This window comes from Pseudomonas sp. BNK-7 (assembly GCF_048072025.1).
In the GTDB taxonomy this organism is placed as follows: domain Bacteria; phylum Pseudomonadota; class Gammaproteobacteria; order Pseudomonadales; family Pseudomonadaceae; genus Aquipseudomonas; species Aquipseudomonas danubii.
Window position 1 is genome coordinate 2615631 of the sequence record NZ_CP182252.1, and the last position, 20409, is coordinate 2636039.

At 65.4% G+C, this 20409-nt stretch carries 18 protein-coding genes; 14 read left to right on the forward strand and 4 right to left on the reverse strand.

All coding sequences use genetic code 11. The features are described 5' to 3' along the window. Nucleotides 1-117: 117 nt before the first annotated feature. The 4 genes from ACMGF8_RS12195 to ACMGF8_RS12210 all read right to left on the reverse strand — a co-directional run bounded on the left by ACMGF8_RS12195 (nucleotide 118) and on the right by ACMGF8_RS12210 (nucleotide 4094). Nucleotides 118-1080: a FecR family protein gene (locus tag ACMGF8_RS12195; RefSeq protein WP_416759771.1), complete on the reverse strand. Its 963-nt coding sequence runs from the start codon at nucleotides 1078-1080 to the stop codon at nucleotides 118-120. Beyond that, nucleotides 1077-1625 (reverse strand): RNA polymerase sigma factor, encoded by a 549-nt coding sequence (locus tag ACMGF8_RS12200; RefSeq protein ID WP_102861537.1) that lies wholly within the window; start codon nucleotides 1623-1625, stop codon nucleotides 1077-1079. Before ACMGF8_RS12200 ends, ACMGF8_RS12195 begins: the two co-directional genes overlap by 4 nt. Before the next feature lie 259 nt (nucleotides 1626-1884). Next, a complete protein-coding gene (locus ACMGF8_RS12205) occupies nucleotides 1885-3468 on the reverse strand; it encodes a rhodanese-related sulfurtransferase (RefSeq protein WP_250329243.1) in 1584 nt (527 codons plus the stop codon). Further along, complete coding sequence (locus ACMGF8_RS12210; protein ID WP_102861539.1) at nucleotides 3465-4094, reverse strand: cysteine dioxygenase; 630 nt, start codon at nucleotides 4092-4094, stop codon at nucleotides 3465-3467. The genes ACMGF8_RS12205 and ACMGF8_RS12210 overlap by 4 nt, the downstream gene beginning before the upstream one ends. A gap of 106 nt (nucleotides 4095-4200) precedes the next feature. Here ACMGF8_RS12210 and ACMGF8_RS12215 point away from each other — a divergent pair, with 106 nt between their 5' ends. The 14 genes from ACMGF8_RS12215 (at nucleotide 4201) to ACMGF8_RS12280 (ending at nucleotide 20374) form a co-directional block, all read left to right on the forward strand. Then, complete coding sequence (locus tag ACMGF8_RS12215) at nucleotides 4201-5088, forward strand: LysR family transcriptional regulator (RefSeq protein WP_092320280.1); 888 nt, start codon at nucleotides 4201-4203, stop codon at nucleotides 5086-5088. A gap of 244 nt (nucleotides 5089-5332) precedes the next feature. Further along, nucleotides 5333-6154 (forward strand): ABC transporter permease, encoded by an 822-nt coding sequence (locus ACMGF8_RS12220; RefSeq protein WP_207167192.1) that lies wholly within the window; start codon nucleotides 5333-5335, stop codon nucleotides 6152-6154. A gap of 2 nt (nucleotides 6155-6156) precedes the next feature. Next, the gene (locus ACMGF8_RS12225) at nucleotides 6157-6936 is read left to right on the forward strand and encodes an ABC transporter ATP-binding protein (RefSeq protein ID WP_115581763.1); all 780 of its coding nucleotides are present in this window, start codon (nucleotides 6157-6159) and stop codon (nucleotides 6934-6936) included. Further along, the gene (locus ACMGF8_RS12230) at nucleotides 6933-8138 is read left to right on the forward strand and encodes an acyl-CoA dehydrogenase family protein (RefSeq protein ID WP_207167193.1); all 1206 of its coding nucleotides are present in this window, start codon (nucleotides 6933-6935) and stop codon (nucleotides 8136-8138) included. The genes ACMGF8_RS12225 and ACMGF8_RS12230 overlap by 4 nt, the downstream gene beginning before the upstream one ends. Beyond that, nucleotides 8135-9073: a D-isomer specific 2-hydroxyacid dehydrogenase family protein gene (locus tag ACMGF8_RS12235; protein ID WP_207167194.1), complete on the forward strand. Its 939-nt coding sequence runs from the start codon at nucleotides 8135-8137 to the stop codon at nucleotides 9071-9073. Before ACMGF8_RS12230 ends, ACMGF8_RS12235 begins: the two co-directional genes overlap by 4 nt. Nucleotides 9074-9408: 335 nt before the next feature. Continuing rightward, on the forward strand, nucleotides 9409-10218 hold the full coding sequence (locus ACMGF8_RS12240) for a class II aldolase/adducin family protein (RefSeq protein ID WP_207167195.1): 810 nt from the start codon (nucleotides 9409-9411) through the stop codon (nucleotides 10216-10218). A 12-nt stretch (nucleotides 10219-10230) separates the two neighbouring features. Next, a complete protein-coding gene (locus ACMGF8_RS12245; protein ID WP_060837934.1) occupies nucleotides 10231-11193 on the forward strand; it encodes an ABC transporter substrate-binding protein in 963 nt (320 codons plus the stop codon). Between the two features lie 128 nt (nucleotides 11194-11321). Next, the gene (locus ACMGF8_RS12250; RefSeq protein ID WP_207167196.1) at nucleotides 11322-12533 is read left to right on the forward strand and encodes a dipeptidase; all 1212 of its coding nucleotides are present in this window, start codon (nucleotides 11322-11324) and stop codon (nucleotides 12531-12533) included. A gap of 369 nt (nucleotides 12534-12902) precedes the next feature. Continuing rightward, nucleotides 12903-14480: a flavin monoamine oxidase family protein gene (locus ACMGF8_RS12255; RefSeq protein ID WP_207167197.1), complete on the forward strand. Its 1578-nt coding sequence runs from the start codon at nucleotides 12903-12905 to the stop codon at nucleotides 14478-14480. An 88-nt stretch (nucleotides 14481-14568) separates the two neighbouring features. Further along, on the forward strand, nucleotides 14569-15066 hold the full coding sequence (locus ACMGF8_RS12260) for a RidA family protein (protein ID WP_115581768.1): 498 nt from the start codon (nucleotides 14569-14571) through the stop codon (nucleotides 15064-15066). Nucleotides 15067-15091: 25 nt separating this feature from the next. Then, a complete protein-coding gene (locus ACMGF8_RS12265) occupies nucleotides 15092-17560 on the forward strand; it encodes a TonB-dependent receptor plug domain-containing protein (protein ID WP_115581769.1) in 2469 nt (822 codons plus the stop codon). Nucleotides 17561-17563: 3 nt separating this feature from the next. After that, nucleotides 17564-18550 carry an aliphatic sulfonate ABC transporter substrate-binding protein gene (locus ACMGF8_RS12270; protein ID WP_416759778.1) on the forward strand — a complete coding sequence of 329 codons (987 nt, stop codon included), beginning with the start codon at nucleotides 17564-17566 and terminating at the stop codon, nucleotides 18548-18550. Nucleotides 18551-18843: 293 nt separating this feature from the next. Further along, nucleotides 18844-19620 (forward strand): 2OG-Fe(II) oxygenase, encoded by a 777-nt coding sequence (locus ACMGF8_RS12275; RefSeq protein ID WP_115581770.1) that lies wholly within the window; start codon nucleotides 18844-18846, stop codon nucleotides 19618-19620. Nucleotides 19621-19624: 4 nt separating this feature from the next. After that, entirely contained in the window at nucleotides 19625-20374 is a 750-nt protein-coding gene (locus ACMGF8_RS12280; protein WP_060837942.1) for a tRNA-dependent cyclodipeptide synthase, read from the forward strand. Nucleotides 20375-20409: the final 35 nt, after the last annotated feature.

Sequence of the window (20409 nt, forward strand, 5' to 3'; positions counted from 1 at the left end):
TTCCCCCAGAGCGGCTTAAAGGCCAAAAAGGCGCTGCGGACAGATCGCAGACAGGAGGAAGACGCGGCAGTGAAAAAAAACCTCATATGCGAATGCAAAATATTCTCATATAAAAAATTAGCGGGCTTCGATCTTCAGCTGACCGTTGGCCTGGACCCGGGTTTTCACCGGGATCAGGGCCGGTAGAGCCTTGACCAGGGCATCCGGATCGTTGACGTCGAGGTTGCCGGAAACCTTGTAGGCAGCCAGCGGGCCCTCGGCCAGTTGTACCGGTTGCTGGCGGTACAGGTTCAACTCGTCCACCAGACTGGCCAGGTCGCGGTTGCGAAAGGCCAGGCGCCCGCTGCGCCAGTCGGCCACCTCGTCGCGGTCCAGGGTCTGTTGGCGCAAGGTGCCTTTTTGCAGGTCATAGGTGGCCTGTTGCCGAGCGCCCAGCAGGGTCAGCTCCCCGGGCTTGCCGTCCGGGCTGAAGGCCACCTGGCCGTGGGCTACGCTGACTACCAGTTGGCGCTGGCCGCGCCGCACGTCGAAAGCGGTGCCCACCACCCGGACCTTGGCCTCGCCACTGTGCACCCACAGCGGACGCTCCTTGTCGGCGGCGACTTCCAGGTACAACTGGCCCGCCTGCAAGTAGATGTTGCGCTGATGGGCGCTGAAATCGACGCTCACCTGGGTATTGGCATTGACGTACAAAGTGCTGCCGTCCGGCAGCTTGAAGGCTCGCGCTCCCTGTTCCTGGGCCGCGATCTGCTGCCGGTAGGGGGCCTGGGGCGTGCCCAGGTTGGCCGCCAGTACCGCGCACAGCAAAGCAGCGGCCACTGCCAGGGCCGGGCGCCAGAGCGGCGCCTTGCGCCGGGGGAGTGGCACCGGGCGGCTCAGTTGTTGCAGCTGCGCCAGGTCGTCCCACAGCTCCTCGAATTCGGCGTAGGCCCGGGCATGGGCCGGTTCACTGACCCAGCTCTCGAAGGCCTTGCGCGTGGCACGGTCCGGATCATTGCGGTTACGGGCGAACCAGCTGGCGGCCTGGGCATCGATCTGCTCGCTGTCGAGGTCGTCGTGAGTGCCGGGAAAGCGGGTCATTCAGGCTGCTCCTTGCCATTTTCTCGTTGTAGGTGCTGCTTGCAGTGCAGCAGGGCAAAGGCGATGTGTTTCTCCACCATGCTCACGGAAATCCCCATGCGTTCGGCGATCTGCGCCTGGCTCAGCCCTTCGAAGCGGTGCAGCATAAGGGCTTCGCGGCGGCGCGGCGAGAGTTGAGCGAGGACTTCTTTCAATTGTTCCAGGCGTTGCAGGCGCTGGGCGGCGGGCAGCGGCTCGTGCTGTTCGTCGGCCAGGGGCTCGCTGTCGAAATTTTCCTCGTGGCGGGCCTCGTGGTGCACCTTGGAGCGCACTTGCTGGCGCCGCCAATGATCGCGCAACAGATTGCGCGCCATCTGGAACAGGAAGGCCCGGGGCTGCTCGACCTGGGCCCGATCACGGTAATCGAGCCATTGGGTGAACACGTCCTGGGTCATGTCCGCCGCGTCGCTGGCGTTGTCCGTGCGTTTACGCAGGAAATGCAGGATGTCCGCATAGAACCCGCGAACAGAGTCCGCCGACGCAGAGTCGGTCTTGGAGCGAGACATGGATATCCTTCTTGACGACGCGGTGAGCACAAGGTCGCGAATGATATCGAGAATTATTGCTATTTGTCACTTGGGCAGATTGACGATCAACCGGCACCGCCTACGCGTCCGAAATACCCCTCTTCGCAGGAGCGGGCCTGCAGCGAAGGCGACCTGGCGAGCGATGCCAGGCTTGCGGCCTCTTCGCCGGCAAGCCGGCTCCTACAAGGGGAAGCAGGCCTGTAGGAGCTGGCGTGCCAGCGAAAGCCCCCACTAAGGCTCAGATCACGAAAAAACCGTGGGTGCCGTCGCGCCGCAGTTGTTCTACCAGACCAAACTCCCAGTCCAGGTAACCCTGCATGGCTTCCCTTGGGTTGTCGGTGCCCTCATAGGGCCGGCGGTAGCGGTCGATCCGTGGCGCGGCCAGTTGCTGGCGGCTTTCCTCCAAGGGCAGGCCGGCGTCGATCCAGGCCGCGGTGCCACCGCTCAGGAGAAACACCGGACGCTGGGTCAGGGCCTGTAATTGTGGCACCACAAAGCGCGCCAGCAGACTGCTGCCGCAGGTCAGGACAAACCGCTCGGGCTGGGGCAACCGGGCCAGGGATTCCTGCAGTTGGCTGGGCAGGGCCCACCAGGCGCCGGGGATATGACGTTGCACGTAGTTGGCGCTGGCGGTGAAATCCAGGACCAGGGTGCCGGGTTTCTCTAGCCAGGCGGCGAGGGTCCGAGGGCTGATTTCTTCGGCCGGCGAGGTATCCGGCAGCGGCGCCTGCCAGGGACCGCGCACGCTGAAGTCGCTGTCGCGCAGGCCGTCGAGTACTGCCACCTGCCAGCCCATCTGGGCCAGCCAGGACGCGCTCATGTTGGCGCGCACGCCGTCGTTGTCCACCAGCACCAGGCGCGCACCGCGAACGCTGGCGAAGTGATCGGTTTCCTGCACCAGTTGTCCCCCGGGCGTGGAGCGAGCTCCCGGCAGGTGTCCGGCGGCGAATTCCTCCGGAGTGCGTACATCGAACAGATAGCTGGTGCGCTTGGGATCGGCCTGCCAGCGCCGCCATTGGGCGAGGTCAATGCGTGCCACGTCAGCCCGATCCGCGACCGCCCGCGCTGCTGTTTGCGCCTGCGCCCGCTGGTCCTCATTCACCGCCTTGAACCGGCGGTTCTGGCCGTGCTCCAGTTTCTGTCCGGCCAGGGTCCAGCCGATGGTGCCGTTACGTAGTGCCGCCACCGGATTGGGAATGCCGGCGTTCACCAGGGACTGTGTGCCGATGATGCTGCGGGTGCGTCCGGCACAGTTGACCACCACTCGGGTGCGTGGATCGGGGGCCAGCTCACGCACCCGCAGCACCAGTTCGGCGCCGGGCACGCTGGTGCTGCCGGGGATGCTCATGGTCTGGTACTCGTCGAAGCGCCGGGCATCCAGTACCACCAGGTCGGCCTCTTGGTCGAGCAGCGCCTGGAGTTCTTCGGCGGCCAGGGATGGGGTATGACGTTCGGCTTCCACCAGTTCGCCAAAGGATTTGCTGGGGACGTTGACGTCCTTGAACAACTCGCCACCGGCGGCGCGCCAGCCCTCCAGGCCGCCTTCGAGCAGGGCGACGTCGCGGTAGCCCAGTTGCCCCAGGCGGGTCGCGGCGCGCTGGGCCAGCCCTTCGCCCTGGTCATAGAGGGTGATCGGGGTGTCGCGCCGGGGGATGCGCGCATAGACCTCCAGCTCCAGTTTCGACAGCGGGATATTGGCCGCGAACAGCGGGTGGGCTTCGGCGAAGGGCGCCTCTTCGCGGACATCGATCAGCGCCAGTTCCTGGCGCTCGAGCAGGGCCTGACGGATCTGCGCCGGGCTGCGGGTAGGGAAATCGGTCATTGCAGGGGCTCCTTCGACAAGTCCCAGAGGTTAGGCAGCAAGCGGTTGGAATAACCGGAGACAAAGGGCTTCTCGTGACCTTCGGCGGTGTACACGGCCCGTCGTACCGCGCCGATGTTGGCGCCGTACACATGGATGCTGATGGACACCTGGTCGGCGTAGGCGTTGCTCACCTGATGGATGTCGCCAATGCGCGGCGACACCGCCTCCACTTGCCCCGGTACCAGGCGAATCGGAGCCCCCGCAGGTTGCAGGCGGCCGTCCGCCAGGCGTTCGAACCCCTGGGAGTCTTCGGCGCCGCGGAGCATGCCGATCAGCCCCCAGACCCGGTGATCGTGGATCGGCGTGCGCTGCCCCGGACCCCAGACAAAGCTGACGATGGAGAAGCGCTGGCGCGAGTCGGCATGCAGCAGGAATTGCTGGTAGCGCTGCGGGTCCGGCTGGGCGAAATCATCGGGCAGCCAGTCGTCCTGGCTCACCAGGCGCTGCAGCAGGTCGGCGCCGTGCTCCAGTATTCGGGCCTCGTCGGGATGGCCGTCCAGCAGCTCGGCCAGGGCGGCGATGAAGTCCCGCAGGCGGGCGAAGTTGGGTGTATCGATAGCGACTGTTGCGGCGTTGTGGGGCATGGGCTCCCTCCGTGGACACAAGGCAAATGACGCGAACTACACGGGCGAGCTAAAAGGTATTATTCTTCTCGAACATTTTTCCAGTCATTTATTATGCGAAAAAAGAATGAAGATAGATGATCTGAACGCGTTCGTGGCGGTGATCCGCTGCCAGACCATCAGCCAAGCGGCCGATGCTCTGCAATTGACCCAGCCGGCCATCACCCGCCGGGTGCAGAATTTCGAGGAAGCCCTGGGGGTGGAGTTGCTGGACCGCAACACCAAGCCGCTCAAGCCCACCAGCATGGGCTTGCGGGTTTACGGCCAGTGCCTGGAAGTGCTGCGCAGCATCGATGCCCTGAACGAGCTGGTGGCCAATGACGGCGCCCCCAGCGGCGCCTTGCGCATCGGTGTGCCGCAGACCATTGGCGACGTGGTGCTACTGGATGCCCTGAGCCAGCTGAAGAACCTCTATCCGCAGTTGCAGACCTCAGTGGCCACCGGCTGGGGCAGCCACCTGCTGAGCAAGGTCGAGAACGGTGAGCTGGACGTGGTGGCCGCGCTGTTTCCCGCCGGCAAGGTGTTCCCCGAAGGGGTGGTGGGGCGCTCCCTGGGCAGCATGAACCTGGTGGTGGTGGCGGCCAAGGGCGAGGTGCGCAAGCGCTCGTGCAAGCTGGCCGACTGTTACCAGCGCGGCTGGGTGTTGAATCCCGATGGCTGCGGTTTCCGGGCCGGCCTGCAACGGGCCTTGAGCGCCCAGGGCCTGACCTTGCAGATCAACCTGGAAACCTTCGGCACCGAGCTGCAACTGGGGCTGATCGCCAATGGCCTGGGTTACGGTCTGGTGCCGCTGCCGCTGCTGGAAAACAGCAGCCACCGGGACAAGCTGGAGATCGTCCCGGTCAGCGACTTCAAGCCGGTGATCGACCTGTGGCTGATCCACCCGCGCTTCCTCGGCAACCTGCAGGAGCCGGTGAGTCTGTTCGGCGAAATGGTCGCCGCTCGCGTCGGCTAGCCGCGGGGGCGGCACAAATCGGCGGTAGGAGCTGGCTTGCCAGCGAAGGTGCCGGCAAAGGCGGCACAAGGCTCTACGGCCTTTTCGCCGGCAAGCCGACGTCTACGGGTTTATCCTTTGTTTGCATATATATCTATTTGCTGAATGCAATTTTTGTATATTAAGTTAGAACCAAAACGAATTTCACGGACGTTTTTTATGTAGTTAGCATGGGGCTCGAACGCGCTGAAATAGGGATGTTGAAATGCCTGCGCAAGCCCCGCTTTCCTTGTATGCCCGCTGGACCGAGCGTCCCGGAGTGAAGTTCCTCGGCAATCTGTCGCTGCGCCTGATCAGCCCGCTGTTGTTGCTGCTGCTCTGGGAGCTGGCTTCCCGCAGCGGGCTGTTGCCGGCGCGGATCATCGCCGCCCCCAGCACCATCGGCGACACCCTGTGGCAGATGCTCGGCAGTGGCGAGCTGGGCGGGCATCTGTGGGTGTCCCTCAAGCGCGCCCTCAGCGGCCTGGCCATCGGCGTCAGCCTGGGCACTGTCCTGGCCCTGCTGGCGGGGCTGTCGCGGCGCGGCGAGATCGCCATCGACTCGCCGATGCAGATGCTGCGCACCCTGCCGTTCCTGGCCATCGTGCCGCTGTTCATTCTCTGGTTCGGCGTGGGCGAGACGCCGAAGATCGCCCTGATTGCCCTGGGCACCACCTTTCCCATCTACCTGACGCTGTTTTCCGGCATCCGCAGCCTGGACCCCAAGCTGCTGGAGGCGGCGACCCTGCTCGGCCTCAAGCGCTGGGAACTGATCGTCCACGTGATCCTGCCCGGGGCCTTGCCGGCGTTCTTCGTCGGCCTGCGCTACGCCTTCGGCATCAGTTGGCTGGGGCTGGTGGTGGTGGAGCAGATCAACGCCAGCGCCGGCATCGGCTACCTGGTCAATGACGCCCGGGACTTCATGCGCACCGATGTGATCGTCATCTGCCTCCTGGTCTACAGCGTGCTCGGCCTGGGCATCGACGGGCTGGTGCGCGGCCTCGAACGTTGCGCCCTGGCCTGGCGCCCGACCTTTATCAGGAACTGACCATGACTGTGTCATTGCCCCAGCCGGGCCCCGTGCGCGCCGCCGTCGAATGCCGTGGGGTGACCCGACGTTTTGCCGGGCAGGCGGTACTCGACAGCCTGGACCTGAACATCGCCCCGGGGGAGTTCGTCGCCCTGCTGGGCAGCAGCGGGTCGGGCAAGACCACCTTGCTGCGGGCCCTGGCCGGGCTGGAACCCATCGATGAGGGCCGGTTGCAGGTGCCTTCGGCCATGGCCGCAGTGTTCCAGGAACCACGCTTGATGCCCTGGAAGCGCGTGTGGCGCAACGTTGCCCTGGGCGTGCGTGGGGCTGGGGTCCGCGAGCGGGCCGAGGCGGCGCTGGGCGAGGTCGGGCTGGCCCATCGGTTGGGCGCCTGGCCCGGCACCCTGTCCGGCGGCGAAGCCCAGCGCGTGGCCCTGGCCCGGGCCCTGGTGCGCGAGCCGCAGCTGTTGCTGCTGGATGAACCCTTCGCCGCCCTCGATGCCCTGACCCGGATTCGCATGCATCAACTGATCATCCGCCTGTGGCGGGCGCACACCCCGGCGGTGCTGCTGGTGACCCACGATGTCGACGAGGCGCTGCTGCTGGCCGACCGGGTGCTGGTGCTGGCCAACGGGCAAATCGCCGAACAACTGCCGATCCGCCTGCCGCGTCCGCGCCAGGTGTCCGCCCCGGGGTTCCAGCCGCTGCGTGCGCGGTTGCTGCAACTGCTGGGCGTGGAAACCGAGGCCGAGCCGGCCGTCGACATCTCCCACCCCTTGAGCAGGACTGCCAGCCGATGAGCCTTTCCAGCGTGCAACCGTCTTCGTCCGTGTCCCGTCCCGTCCCTGATCCGGACTCCAGCGAGTTCGCCGACCTGCTGCAGCAGTTGAGCGAGGAGTTCGCCGCCACCGCGGCCCATTACGATCGCCACAGCGAGTTTCCCCACGCTAACCTGCAGCGCCTGCACCAGCATGGCCTGCTGGCCCTGACCGTGCCCCGGGCCCTGGGTGGCAGCGAGGCGACCCTGGCCCAGGCGCGGCGGGTGATCGGCGCCGTGGCCCGGGGCGAACCTTCCACCGCGCTGGTGCTGGTGATGCAGTACCTGCAGCACACCCGCCTGCAACAGAACAGCGCCTGGCCCCTGCACCTGCGCCAGCGCGTGGCGCGCGAGGCGGTGCAAGAGGGCGCCCTGATCAATGCGCTGCGGGTCGAGCCGGACCTCGGCACCCCGGCCCGTGGCGGTTTGCCCGCGACCCTGGCGCAGCGGGTCGAAGGTGGCTGGCGGCTCAATGGGCGCAAGATCTACTCCACCGGCATTCCCGGGCTGACCTGGCTGGCGGTCTGGGCTCGTAGCGACGATGCCGAGCCGCAGGTGGGCACCTGGCTGGTGCACCGCGACAGCCCCGGCATCCGCGTCGAGGAAACCTGGGACCACCTGGGCATGCGCGCCACCGGCAGCCACGACGTGATCTTCGACGACGTGTTCGTGCCCCTGGAGCAGGCGGTGGACATCCAGCCGGCCAACGTTCCTCGTCCTTCCGAACTGGACAGCAAGGGTGTGCTCTGGCTGGCGGTGCTGCTGTCGGCGATCTATGACGGCGTGGCCCGGGCCGCCCGCGACTGGCTGCTGGGCTGGCTGGCCCAGCGCGTCCCGGCCAACCTTGGCGCGCCGCTGTCGAGCCTGCCGCGTTTCCAGGAACTGATCGGGCGCATCGATGCCTTGCTGTTCAATAATCGGGTGCTGCTCGATGCCGCCGCCGAAGGGCGGATCGCCCCGGGCGAGGCGACCCAGATCAAGTACCTGGTGACCAGTAACGCCATCAGCGCCGTGGAGCTGGGCATCGAGGCCATCGGTAATCCCGGGCTGGCCCGGGGCAACCCCATCGAGCGGCATTACCGTGATGTGCTGTGCAGCCGGATTCACACGCCGCAGAACGACGCGATCCTTGGCGCCGTGGGCCGCGCCGCCTTTGCCTTGCCCAGCCGGGGAGCCCAGGTGTGACGCGCATTGCCAGCCAGCTCGACGAGGGCTTCAACCAGCAACTGCGCCAGTCGCTGCCAGGCGTCGAGGTGCTGAGCCTGCCCCGAGGACTGCCCAGTGATCTGCCCGGGGATGTTCAGGTGCTGCTGGCGGCGCCCCATGCCGATTTTCGTGATGCTCCAGAGCCGCCTGCGGGCTGGCCCTTCGGCCTGCGCTTCGTGCAATTGGTGACCTCGGGCCTGGACTACTTTCCCCGCTGGCTGTTCCAGGATCTGCCGGTGGCCAGTGCCCGGGGCAGCACCGCCGAGAGCATTGCCGAGTTTGCCCTGGCGGCGATCTTCGCCGCCGCCAAGCAACTGCCCCAGGTGTGGATCGAGCGCGCCGAACACTGGCAGCCACGGCCGCTGGCCTCGGTGGCCGGCAGCACCCTGGGGCTGTTCGGCTTTGGCAGCATTGCCCGCGAACTGGCGCCCAAGGCCCAGGCCCTGGGCATGCAGGTGCTTGCCCTGCGCCGTTCGGCGCAGCCTTTCGAGGTGCCCGGGGTTCAACCGGTGGCCGACCTGCATCAACTGTTCGCCCGGGCCGATCACTTGCTGCTGGCGGTGCCCCTGACCGAGCACACCCGGCGCATCATCGATGCCGATGTCCTGGCGTCGGCCAAGCCGGGGCTGCACCTGATCAATATCGCTCGCGGTGCGCTGATCGATCAGCCGGCGCTGTTGCAGGCCCTGGAGACGGGGCGCATCGGCCTGGCCAGCCTGGATGTGGCCGACCCCGAACCGCTGCCCGCGGGCCACGCGTTTTATCGCCACCCGCGGATTCGCCTGTCGCCCCACACCTCGGCCCATTCGCCACGGGTCTACCTGAATATCGCCCGCTTGCTGGGGCGCAATCTGCAGCGCTGGAGTGATGGTTTACCCCTGGAAAACCCGGTGGAGATCCAGCGTGGCTACTAACACACGGTTCCAGCCTTGGCCTGCAGCGCTTCGTGTAGCCGCTGCCGCAGGCTGCGCACGGCTCCGCAGGAGACGCAGGGGGCTTGAGGTCGCTGAAGGTTCGGCGGGCGATTGCCAAGCAAGGCCCTGCGGGCCTTTGCGCAGCCTCGCAGGCTCGGCAGCGGCTACAGGGCCCATGTCGGGCCGGGATAGGTGTAGCCGCTGCCGCAGGCTGCGAACGGCCCGAAGGGACGCGAGGTTCTCAAGGTTGCTGCAGGTTTGGCGGGAGATCGCCAAGCAAGGTCCTGCGGGCCTTTGCGCGCAGGGTATCGATGACCACTTCAAGGAGAGCGGACATGACCGCACATTTTCGTCCCGCGGTGTATGACTTGCCCCGCGATGGCCATACGGTGTTTCGCTGGGAGCACCCGCCCCAGCAGGCCACGGTCGAGCTGGAGCGCCGGCAGCGCAAGCAAAGCCTGGCCGCGGCCTTTAGGGTGTTCGCCCGGCTGGGCTTCGACATGGGTGGCGCCGGGCATATCACCGTGCGCGACCCGGGGCGCCCGGACCATTTCTGGGTCAACCCGGTGGGGGTGTATTTCGGCCATGTGCGGGTGTCGGACCTGCTGCTGGTCAACCCCGAAGGCGCGGTGATCGAAGGCGAGGGGGCGCTGAACCTCGCCGCGTTCGCCATTCATGCCGCTTTGCACGAAGCTCATCCCAAAGTGGTGGCCGCGGCCCATGCCCATTCGTTGCACGGCAAGGCCTGGTCGAGCCTGGGCCGCCTGCTGGACCCGCTGACCCAGGACGCCTGCGCCTTTTACGAGAAGCACGGGCTGTTCGACAACTTCTCCGGGGTGGTGCTGGAGGCCAGCGAAGGCGCGCGGATCGCCGCCGCGCTGCAAGGGCACAAGGCGCTGATCCTGCAGAACCATGGCCTGCTGACCGTGGGCGAAACCGTCGAGGCGGCGGTGTGGCGCTTCATCGCCATGGACAACGCCGCCCAGGCCCAGCTGCTGGCGGAAGCCGCCGGCACCCCGCGACTCATCCCTCACGAGGTGGCGCGTCACACCGCGCGCCAGGTCGGCACCGAGTTCGGCGGCTGGTTCAGCTTCCAGCCTTACCGCGAGCGGATCGTGCGCGAAGAACCGGATTTTCTCGATTAAGGACCCTTGCCCATGCAGCGTCGTCACTTTCTCCAACTCTCGGCCCTGGCCGGTCTGGCCGCCGCCTTGCCGCGCCTGGGCCTGGGGGCCGCCGTGGATCTATCCGGGGTTACCCTGAATGTCGCCACCTACAAGGGCGCGGCGCCGAGCTTCTTCGCCGAGGCGGGCATCGAGCCGCCGCCCTACAAGGTCAGGTACGCCGAGTTCACCGGCGGCAACCTGAGCTTCGAGGCCCTGGTCAGCGGCACCCTGGACATCTCGCCGATGAGCGAGATCCCGCCGATCTTCGGCATCAAGAACCACGCCCCGGTGAAACTGATCGCGGTGCTTACCGGCGACGTCAACAACCAGGCCTTCATCGTGCCCAAGGGCTCTGCGGTGCAGTCGGTGGCCGAGCTCAAGGGCAAGCGCATCGGCTACATCCGCTCCACCAGCTCGCACTACTTTCTGCTCAAGGCACTGAAGGAACAGGGCCTGGGCTTTGCCGACATCGTGCCCATGGCGCTGACCCCGCAAGACGGTTTCGCCGCCTTCCAGAACGGCGCCCTGGATGCCTGGGTCAGCTTCGGCTACTTCATCCAGCTGGCGGAACTGCGGGCCGGGGCCCGGGTGCTGAAGACCGGCCAGGGCTACCTGTCCGGCAACTACGTGATCGCCGCCAACCAGAACAGCATTGCCGACCCGCTCAAGCACGCGGCGATCACCGACTACATCCTGCGCGAGTACCGCGCCTGGCAATGGATCGCCAGCCATCCCGAGGAATGGGCCACCAAGAGCGCCAAGATTCTTGGCATGCCCCGGGAAGTGTTCCTGGCCCAATACCGCGCCCAGAGCGGCCCACGACTGTTGCAACCGGTGGACGACGCGGCGGTGAAATCCCAGCAGGACGTGGCCGACCTGTTCTTCGAAGCCGGCGTCCTGCCCCAGCAGCTGGATGTTTCCGGGCTGTGGGACCGCAGCTTCCACTGGTCCTGACCCCTTGTAGCAGCCGGCTTGCCGGCGAACGGGCCCTTGAGCCTTGCAAGAATCTCGGGGCCGCCTTCGCTGGCAAGCCAGCTCCTACGGTCCGATGGGGCGATTTCTTTGATTGGCCAGGAGGCCCGATGTTTTCTCGAACCTTGCTCTGCCTGGCGCTGGTCAGCCCCTGGGCGCTGGCCGCCAGCCCGGCGCAATCCTTGCACCAGCGCCTGACGGTGCTCGACAGCCACCTCGATACCCCGATGCAACTGGCCCGCCCCGGCTGGGACATCACCCAGCGCCATGCCTATCGGGACGACCTGTCCCAGGTCGATCTGCCACGGATGAAAGAGGGCGGGCTGGACGGCGGCTTCTGGGCCATCTTCACCCCCCAGGGCCCGCTCAATGCCGAAGGCCGGACCCTGGCCAGCGAACATGGTCTGGCGGTGCTCACGCGGATTCGCGACCTGATCGCCGCCCACCCCGAGGACTTCGCCCTGGCCTTGAGCGCTGCCGATGTACCGGCGATCATCGCCCGTGGCCAGCGCGTGGTGTTCATCAGCATGGAAAACGCCGAGCCCCTGGCCGCCGATCCCGGGCGCTTGCTCACTTACCATCGCCAGGGCCTGCGCATGCTCGGCCTGGTGCACTCGGCCAACAACGATTTCGCCGACTCCGCCACCGCCCTGCCGCAGTGGCACGGCCTGAGCCCGGCGGGGCGCGAACTGGTGGCCGAGGCCAATCGCCTGGGCATCCTGCTGGACGTGTCCCATGCCTCGGACCAGGTATTCGACCAGGTCCTGGCCCTGTCCACGGCGCCGATCATTGCCTCGCATTCCAGCAGCCGGGCGATCACCGCCCATCCGCGCAACCTGGATGACCGGCGCCTGCGCCAGCTGGCGGCCAGGGGCGGAGTGGTACAGGTCAACAGCTTTCCCAGCGACCTGATCAACCACGCGCCCAACCCCGAGCGCGACAAGGCCCTGGGGCCGCTGTACCGCGAGTTTCGCCTGGCGGCGAGCCTGAGCCCCGGGCAGGTGGCGGACCTGGCCGAGCGCATTCGTCAGGTCGAGGCGCGTTACCCGCAGCCCAGGGCCAGCCTGGACGACTACATGCGCCATCTGCTGCACATCCTGGACGTGGTGGGGCCGGACCATGTGGGCATCGGTGCCGACTGGGATGGCGGCGGCGGGGTGCAGGGGCTGGAGGATGTGACGCAGCTGGCGCGAATCACCGAACGCCTGCTGGCGGCGGGTTACAGCGAAGCGGATCTGGCGAAGATCTGGGGTGGGAATCTGCTGCGGGTCCTCGACGCCGCCCAACGGGCAGGAGCCAGCTTGCCGGCGAATGGGCCTTGAGGTTTGAAGGGGGCTGGAGAAGGCTTTCGCTGGCAAGCCAGCTCCTGCAGAAAAGCTGGGGGCTACCCCTTGTCGTAGGAGCCGGCTTGCCGGCGAAGGGGCCCTGAGGTTTGCGGGGTGCTGGAGATGCTCTTCGCTGGCAAGCCAGCTCCTACCGGGGAAGGGGGGAGGGTTTCGCTTTTCGGGCTATGCGCGGGGCGCAGAATCTTCCGGCTTGAATATGAAACAAAGTAATATTTGCATATGCTTAAAATGTATTTCTCTTATTAAATGAGCGCCCCTAGGATGACTTCCCATAGACCCAAGTGACTGCATAAGTCCACGGGCTATAACCGAACGCACTATCCATTCGCAGCAGGGAGCGCTGGCATGCCACTGACCAGAAGACAATTGATCGCCCGTATCGCCGCTGTCGGCGGGGTCCAGGCGGCGAGTGCGGTCATGGGCCTGTTCGGCGGGCCGGGCAACGCCGAGGCCTTCGAGGAGAACTATGCGTCGCTGCCCACAGCCGCCGTGGGCAAGGGCGCTTCGGTGGTGGTGATCGGCGCCGGGATCGGTGGCCTGGTCAGTGCCTATGAACTGAACAAGGCCGGGTTCAAGGTGACGCTGCTGGAAGCCCGGGATCGGGTCGGCGGGCGCAACTGGACCGTGCGCCGCGGCGATCGGGTGGAGTACAGCGACGGCAGTGTGCAGGTCGCCGAGTTCGACGACGGGTTCTATCTGAATGCCGGGGCCGGTCGCTTGCCCAGTCACCATCAACTGATGCTCGGCTACTGCCGCGAGCTGGGGGTGGAGCTGGAAGTGCTGGTCAACACCAGCCGTAATGCCCTGGTGCGTCCGGACCTGAACCAGCCGGCCCTGCAGATCCGCCAGGCGGTCAATGACAGCCGCGGGCATTTTTCCGAGTTGCTGGCCAAGGCGGTCAATCGGCATGCCCTGGACCAGGAGTTGACGGTGGCCGATCGCAGCAACCTGCTGAGTTTCCTGAAAACCTGGGGCGATCTCTCGGACAAGCTGGAATACCTGGGATCGGCCCGCTCCGGCTACAAGGTCTGGCCCGGCGCCGGTGACCAACTGGCGCAGAAGAACGATCCGCTGCCGTTGCAGACCTTGCTCAACCCGGCGCTGACCACGGCGCTGATGATCGATGAATACCCGGAATTCTCGCCCACCATGTTCCAGCCCGTGGGTGGCATGGACCGCATTCCCCAGGCCTTTGCCCGGCGCCTGCAAGGGCAGTTGCGGCTGCACAGCGAGGTGCGCGCCATCACCAACCGGGCCGACGGTGTCGAGGTGGTCTACCTGGATCGCCGCAGCGGCCGCACCCAGAGCCTTAAGGCCGACTACGTGATCAGTTCCTTGCCCCTGCCGCTGTTGGCCAAGGTGCAGAACAACTTCAGCGCACCGGTACGCGAGGCTATTGCTGCGGTGCAGTTCGGCTACGCCAACAAGGTGGCCTGGCAGTCGCGGCGCTTCTGGGAAAGCCAGTATCAGATCTACGGCGGGCTGTCGTTCATCAATCAGGAAGCCTCCGGGCTGTGGTACCCCAGCGGCGGGTTCAACCAGGCCGAGGGGGTGCTGGTGGCGGCCTACAACAACGGTGAAACCGCGCGCAAGTTCGGGGAGAAAACCCTGGCCCAGCAGATCGAGATTTCCCGTCAGGCGGTGGAGCTGCTGCACCCCGGCCACAGCCATGAACTGCGCAAGCCGCTGGTGATTGCCTGGGGCAAGATCCCCTACAACTTCGGCCCCTGGATCAGTCATGAAGTGGCCGAGCCGGACTACAGCCTGCTCAACCAGCCCCAGGGGCGGGTCTACCTGACCAGCGACGGCCTGGCCCACAGCGGCGTGGGCATCTGGCAGGAAGCCGCTGCCGGTGCCGCGCGGCGGGTGGTACGGCAACTTTTTCAACGGGCGCAAGGCTCGTCGCTACAGCAAACGGCCTGAAAAAGCCGAGCACTCATAAAACAGCAGTCACCCATTGCCGGGTAGCGGACCTCCGAGGCTGGCAAACACAACCTTGGAGCGTCTTTGCATGTCTTTGAAAAACACCGTCGTAGGGCTGGGCCTGTTGTGCGCCGCCAGCAGCAGCTGGGCTGCGGGAATCCAGCGCGTGCCGTCCACCTATCCCCATTCACCGATCCTGCAATCGGTGACCTTGCCCGCCAACAGCGAGCTGACCTACCTCTCCGGCCTGCTGCCGGACCCGGTGGACCCCAAGGCGCCCAAGGAACAGATCCACGCTGCCGGTAACACTGAGGCCCAGGCCCGGGTGGTGCTGCGCAAGGTGGAAACCATTCTTGCTAGCCAGGGCTTGACCCTGGGGGATGTGGTGCAACTGCGGATCTACCTGGTGGGCGACCCGGCCCTGGGCGGCAAGCTGGATTTCGACGGCCTGCAAGTGGCCTTTCGCGAGTTCTTCGGCACCGAGAAACAGCCGCTCAAACCGGCCCGGACCACGGTGCAAGTGGCGGGGCTGGTACTGCCCGGCGCCTTGATCGAAGTCGAAACCGTCGCCGCCCGAGCGCGCTGAGGCGCCTGTCAAAGGATCTGAAGTCATGAGTATTTCCTTGCATAAAATCGTTCGCGGCGCCGCGCCCCTGAGCCTTGGCCTGCTGAGCCTGGCAACCCCGGTGGAGCTGCTGGCCGCCGATGAAACCCTCGGCACCGTAGTGGTCACCGGCGTGCGCGGCAGCCAGCAACGTACCGTCACCAACAGCCCGGCGCCGATCGATGTGATCGACAGCGAACAGCTGCGCAGCATCGGCCAGAACGGCCTGAAAGAAATGCTCGGGCGCCTCTTGCCGTCGTTCAACGTGCCCACCATCAACGGCGGTGGCACGGCGTTCCTGGTGCGTGGGGTGAGCATGCGTGGCCTGGGCGGTGATCAGGTGCTGGTGCTGATCAACGGCAAGCGTCGGCACAACTCGGCGCTGATCAACAACGGGGCCCGAGTCGGCAACGCCTCGGTGCCGGTGGACCTGGACCTGATTCCCACGGCCGCCATCGAACGCATCGAAGTGCTGCGCGACGGCGCCGCCGCGCAATACGGCTCCGACGCCATCGCCGGGGTGATCAACATCATCCTCAAGCGCAACGCCGAGGGCCTGACCTCGGACACCACCCTGGGCCAGTACTACGACGGCGATGGCACCACCGGCCACGAGGCCTTCAACTGGGGCAACAAGCTGGGGGAGGACGGCGGCTTCATCAACCTGTCCTGGGACGCCAAGCTCCAGGAACCCTACGAGCGTTCCAGCGCCGCCAGCGGCCAGCTGTACTTCAATCAGCCCGACGGCTCGCCGGACCCGCGAGAAAGCAATCGCCAGGGCTGGGGCACCGAATACGGCCTGGGTCGCGACCGCACCACCAGCCTGGCCTACAACGCCGAGCTGCCTCTGGCCGACGACCTCAAGCTGTATTCGTTCTCGACCCTGAGCTACCGCAACAGCAACAAGAACCTGGGCCATCGCAAACCCACCGACATCACCAGCCTGGCGGGAGTACCCAACGCGCCATATCCCAATGGCGGCCAGGCGCGGCGGGAGATCCGCGAGACCGACTTCCAGGTCGCCGGCGGGGCCAAGGGCCTGCTGGGCGGCTGGGACTGGGACCTGTCCAGCACCTATGGCAAGGATCGCGGAGTACTGGACACCGCCAACAACCTGAACATTTCCAACGGTCCTTACGGCCAGCACGACTTCCACCTGGGCAATCTGGTGTTTGACCAGTGGACCAACAACCTGGACTTCTCCCGGGCCCTGGACATCGGCTGGAGCAGCCCGCTGGAAACCTCCTTCGGCGTGGAATACCGCTGGGAGAAGTACGCGCTGGAGGAGGGTGAACCCAACTCCTACAACCAGGGCAGCTACGTCCCGGCCACCGGTCCCTTTGCCGGCGTGGTGCCGGACCCGGGGCTGTTTTCGGTCAACGGCACCACCCCGGAAGACGCTTACAGCCTCAAGCGCCACAGTGAAGCCGCCTATGTGGATTTCGGCCTGAACATCACCCCCAACTGGTACGTCGGCGCGGCGGCGCGCTATGAGAAGTACAACCTCGGGGTGGGCGATACCACCAGCGGCAAGCTGACCACGCGCTACGAGTTCCTCCCCGGCTACGCGGTGCGGGCGGCGGTAAGCAACGGCTTCCGCGCGCCGTCCCTGGCCCAGAGCGTGTTCTCCACCACCAGCACCGTGACCCAGTTTGGCGCGGGCGGCACCACCAGCTCGGTGCGCACCAAGCAGATGCGCCCCAACTCGCCGGAAGCCATCGCCCTGGGGGCCAAGGATCTGGAGCCGGAAACCTCGCGCAACTACAGCCTGGGCTTCACCGCCGAGCCCACCGAACGGCTGCGCCTGACCGCCGACTTCTACCTGATCGACATCGACAAGCGCATCCTCCAGACCGGCATCCTCAAGGGCCCGGCGGTGTCGCAGATCCTGGTGGAGAACGGCCTGTCGCCGAACCTCGCCGGGCAGTACTACACCAACGCCGCCGACACCCGGACCAAGGGCGTCGACCTGGTGGCGGACTACAGCCAGTCGTTCGGCGAGTACGGCACGGCCAAGTGGAGCGTCGCCTACAACCACAACAAGACCACCATCCGCGACCTGGCGGACACCCCGGCGGCGCTGTCGCGCCTGGGGGCCGGCTATGTGCTGTTCGACCGCCAGCAGCAGATCGACCTGACTAAATCCACACCCAAGGACAAGTGGATCCTCTCCACCAACTACAAGGTCGGCGACTGGACCACCAACCTGCAGCTGACCCGCTTTGGCGAGTACACCGAAGGCTCGAACATCCCGGCCAACGACCGCACCTACAGCGCCAAGTGGATCACCGACCTGGACGTGGCCTACGACGTGACCCAGAACCTCACCGTGGCTGTGGGGGCCAACAACCTGTTCGACGTGTACCCGGACAAGATCGGCCTCAAGGCCTGGGCGGGGACTTATGAATACGGGATGTTCTCGCCCTATGGCCTGGGCGGTGGCTATTACTACAGCCGCGTCAGCCTGGCGTTCTGATCGATGATCAAGCAGGCGAACGAGCACCCTGTAGCCGCTGCCGCAGGCTGCGATCGGCTGCGCAGCAGACGGCGGCTGGCGATCCTGGCGCTGCTTCTGTTCGCCAGCCATGCCCTGGCGCAGCCGGCGCTGCGGGTGTCCAGCCAGAAGCAGTCGCTGAAGATCCTGCTGCAGGCCGCCGGCGAACTGGAGCAGGTGCCATACCCCATCGAGTTCGCCTCCTTTGCCGCTGCCGCACCCACCGCCGAGGCCCTGGCCGCGGGGGCGGTGGACATCGGCAGCCTGGGGGATGCGCCGTTCGTGTTCGCCGCGGCCGCCGGGGCGCCGATCAAGACCGTGGGGGTGATCAAGCTCAAGGTCACGCCCACGGCGGTGGCGATTGTGGTCAAGGATGACTCGCCGCTACGGGATGCCGCCGACCTCAAGGGCCGGCGCATCACCACCACTCGCGGTTCCATCGGCCATTTCCTGGCCCTGGCGGCGCTGCGTTCGGTGGGCCTGCACGGCGCGGATGCGCAGTTCATCTTTCTCCAGCCGGCCGAGTCCCGCAGTTTGCTGAGCAACGGTCAGGCCGATGCCTGGTCGACCTGGGACCCCTATACCAGCATGGTGCAGATGGAAGGTGGAACCCGGGTGCTGGTCAGTGGCGAGGGGCTGTTTGCCGGGCACATGCTGCTGGTGGCCAATGACCAGGCGATTCGTGAAAAACCACGGCAGATCGCTGATTTCCTCCGGCGCCTGGACCGTGCCTATGCCTGGGCCAACCAGCACCAGCACGAGTTTTCAAAGATCCAGGCCGGTTACAGCGGCCTGCTGTTGGAGGTACATGAACGCTCCAATCGCTACTCGCTGCCCCGGCGCATCGCCGTGGGCCCGGCCGTGGTCGAGGACGTGCAGCACACCGCCGATCTGTACCGTGAAGAAGGCATCATCCACCAGTCGTTCGATGCGGCGGCTTACATGGATGCTTCATTCAATGAAGTTGAATGAAGTAATGGCACTTTTATTAATTAAGCTCGGGAGGTTTTGAATAAATAAAAAACAATGATGTCCTTCTTTTAAGTTAACTATCAGCGAATTTAATAATCCTCTGTCGGTACTTGTGAAAGTGCCGATAACGGCCGCTATTTGCCTGTTTTTCGATACATTTTTAAGTTTGGAGATTAGAGGTAAAGGATATTTCACAAGGCTTTCGTAACTGCCTAAGGTGGCCTTGAAACAAATTATTACCTTCTGCAAAACCATAACTTCGTCGCTACTTCCAGGGAATTAAGGGAGCTTGCATGTTCACAGTCACTACGGCCGATAAACTTGAAGCGCGGCATATCCTCGATGTCGTTGAAAAACGCTCTTATGGCGTCCAACTCAAAGGTTTCTGTCCGCCGGACACCTTGCAGGTGGCGCGGGATCATCTGTACCAGCAGGAGCTGCGCAGCGCTTTCAGCCAGCAGCAGGAGTTCGTCCGCGTCGGCAAGGCCTATATCGAGATTCAGGACGAGCAGAGCCGGGCCGAATACCACGCCCTGGCCCTGCCCAACATCCGCAAGATCCGCAACCTGTTCCGGCCCCTGGCCTCGCCCATCGACGAGCTGCGCCTTTTGCTGGATGAGGTCTGGCCCCAGGGCGCGCACCTGCTGCAGGTGGACGGGCAGAAATGCTTTGTCGGCATCGCCCGCTTCCAGGGTTCGGGGGTCGATCTCACGCCCCACACCGACAAGCTCGAACGCAACGCGCCGGAGGGCCACAGCCCGCCACTGCTGACCCAACTGTCCACCAACATTTACCTGGAAATCCCCGAGGACGGCGGAGAGCTGGAGATCTGGGGCATCGAGCCGGACGAGGAGGAATACAACCGCCTCAAGGGCGAGCGGGCCTACGGCATCGAGCGCCACCTGCTGCCGCCGCCGGACTTCGTGGTCAAGCCCGAGCCCGGCGACCTGATCCTGCTCAACCCACGGCTGATCCACGCGGTACGCCCTTCGGCCAGCAGCACCCGGGTCACCCTCGGGGTCTTTATCGGTTACTACGGCGAACACCAGCCTTTGGCCTACTGGAGCTGAACTCATGAGCAAGGTGCAGGAAATCAACCTCAAGGCCTACTTCAACAAGGGCGGCGAGGAGCACGAATTCGACGGCAAGCGCGTGGTCCTGGCGGTCAGCGTCGGCCAGGAATACCACGAGGACCAGAAGCTGCGGTCCACCATCCACCTGATCAACCAGTCCGGCTTCAGCCACGTCAAGGTGGTGGTGGCCGACACCCTGCAACGCCACAACAAGCACGGCAAATCCCCCGGCGAGGCGCTGTCGGCGTCGATCCGCGACGGCGATGCCTGGCTGGCGCGCAACCAGAGCATCCTCGATGGCCTGCGGGTGCCGTACCACATCACCCGCTGGAACCAGGAGCTGGCCAGCGACCGTTACGCCGAGTTGCGCCAGCAACTGGACCAGATCTATCAGCAGCGCGAGGAATTGCGCCAGGCCATCGACAGCACCATCAACGTGTTTACCGAGCGCCTGCGCCTGCGGGATGAACAGGCGGACATCGAACGGGCGGCGGCCCAGTGCCGGGAATACATCCTTGAGGAAATCCCGATCATCCTGCCGCTGTGGGCCGACGAGGGTTACCACTACGTGCTCTATCCGCAGCAGATGACCAGCGCCATGGCCACCAGCCGCGAGCTGCTGATCGAACCCCACAGCCCGGACCGGGTGCGCTGGCTGCCGCTGAAGTTCAAGAAGCGCGGGATTCCGATTCCGTTCACCTTGCCCGGCGCCATTCACCCCAACTGGACCAGCGGCGCCATCGCCATCTGACCCACCGCGATCAATGCAGGAGCTGGCTTGCCAGC

Bases quoted from the DNA above. Each gene is read 5' to 3' on its own strand.
- ACMGF8_RS12260 (WP_115581768.1), top strand. From the start codon at position 14,569: ATGTCTTTGAAAAACACCGTCGTAGGGCTGGGCCTGTTGTGCGCCGCC.
- ACMGF8_RS12215 (WP_092320280.1), top strand. From the start codon at position 4,201: ATGAAGATAGATGATCTGAACGCGTTCGTGGCGGTGATCCGCTGCCAG.
- ACMGF8_RS12195 (WP_416759771.1), bottom strand. From the start codon at position 1,080: ATGACCCGCTTTCCCGGCACTCACGACGACCTCGACAGCGAGCAGATC.
- ACMGF8_RS12240 (WP_207167195.1), top strand. From the start codon at position 9,409: ATGACCGCACATTTTCGTCCCGCGGTGTATGACTTGCCCCGCGATGGC.
- ACMGF8_RS12200 (WP_102861537.1), bottom strand. From the start codon at position 1,625: ATGTCTCGCTCCAAGACCGACTCTGCGTCGGCGGACTCTGTTCGCGGG.
- ACMGF8_RS12225 (WP_115581763.1), top strand. From the start codon at position 6,157: ATGACTGTGTCATTGCCCCAGCCGGGCCCCGTGCGCGCCGCCGTCGAA.
- ACMGF8_RS12265 (WP_115581769.1), top strand. From the start codon at position 15,092: ATGAGTATTTCCTTGCATAAAATCGTTCGCGGCGCCGCGCCCCTGAGC.
- ACMGF8_RS12275 (WP_115581770.1), top strand. From the start codon at position 18,844: ATGTTCACAGTCACTACGGCCGATAAACTTGAAGCGCGGCATATCCTC.
- ACMGF8_RS12205 (WP_250329243.1), bottom strand. From the start codon at position 3,468: ATGACCGATTTCCCTACCCGCAGCCCGGCGCAGATCCGTCAGGCCCTG.
- ACMGF8_RS12220 (WP_207167192.1), top strand. From the start codon at position 5,333: ATGCCTGCGCAAGCCCCGCTTTCCTTGTATGCCCGCTGGACCGAGCGT.
- ACMGF8_RS12250 (WP_207167196.1), top strand. From the start codon at position 11,322: ATGTTTTCTCGAACCTTGCTCTGCCTGGCGCTGGTCAGCCCCTGGGCG.
- ACMGF8_RS12270 (WP_416759778.1), top strand. From the start codon at position 17,564: ATGATCAAGCAGGCGAACGAGCACCCTGTAGCCGCTGCCGCAGGCTGC.
- ACMGF8_RS12245 (WP_060837934.1), top strand. From the start codon at position 10,231: ATGCAGCGTCGTCACTTTCTCCAACTCTCGGCCCTGGCCGGTCTGGCC.
- ACMGF8_RS12230 (WP_207167193.1), top strand. From the start codon at position 6,933: ATGAGCCTTTCCAGCGTGCAACCGTCTTCGTCCGTGTCCCGTCCCGTC.
- ACMGF8_RS12210 (WP_102861539.1), bottom strand. From the start codon at position 4,094: ATGCCCCACAACGCCGCAACAGTCGCTATCGATACACCCAACTTCGCC.
- ACMGF8_RS12255 (WP_207167197.1), top strand. From the start codon at position 12,903: ATGCCACTGACCAGAAGACAATTGATCGCCCGTATCGCCGCTGTCGGC.
- ACMGF8_RS12280 (WP_060837942.1), top strand. From the start codon at position 19,625: ATGAGCAAGGTGCAGGAAATCAACCTCAAGGCCTACTTCAACAAGGGC.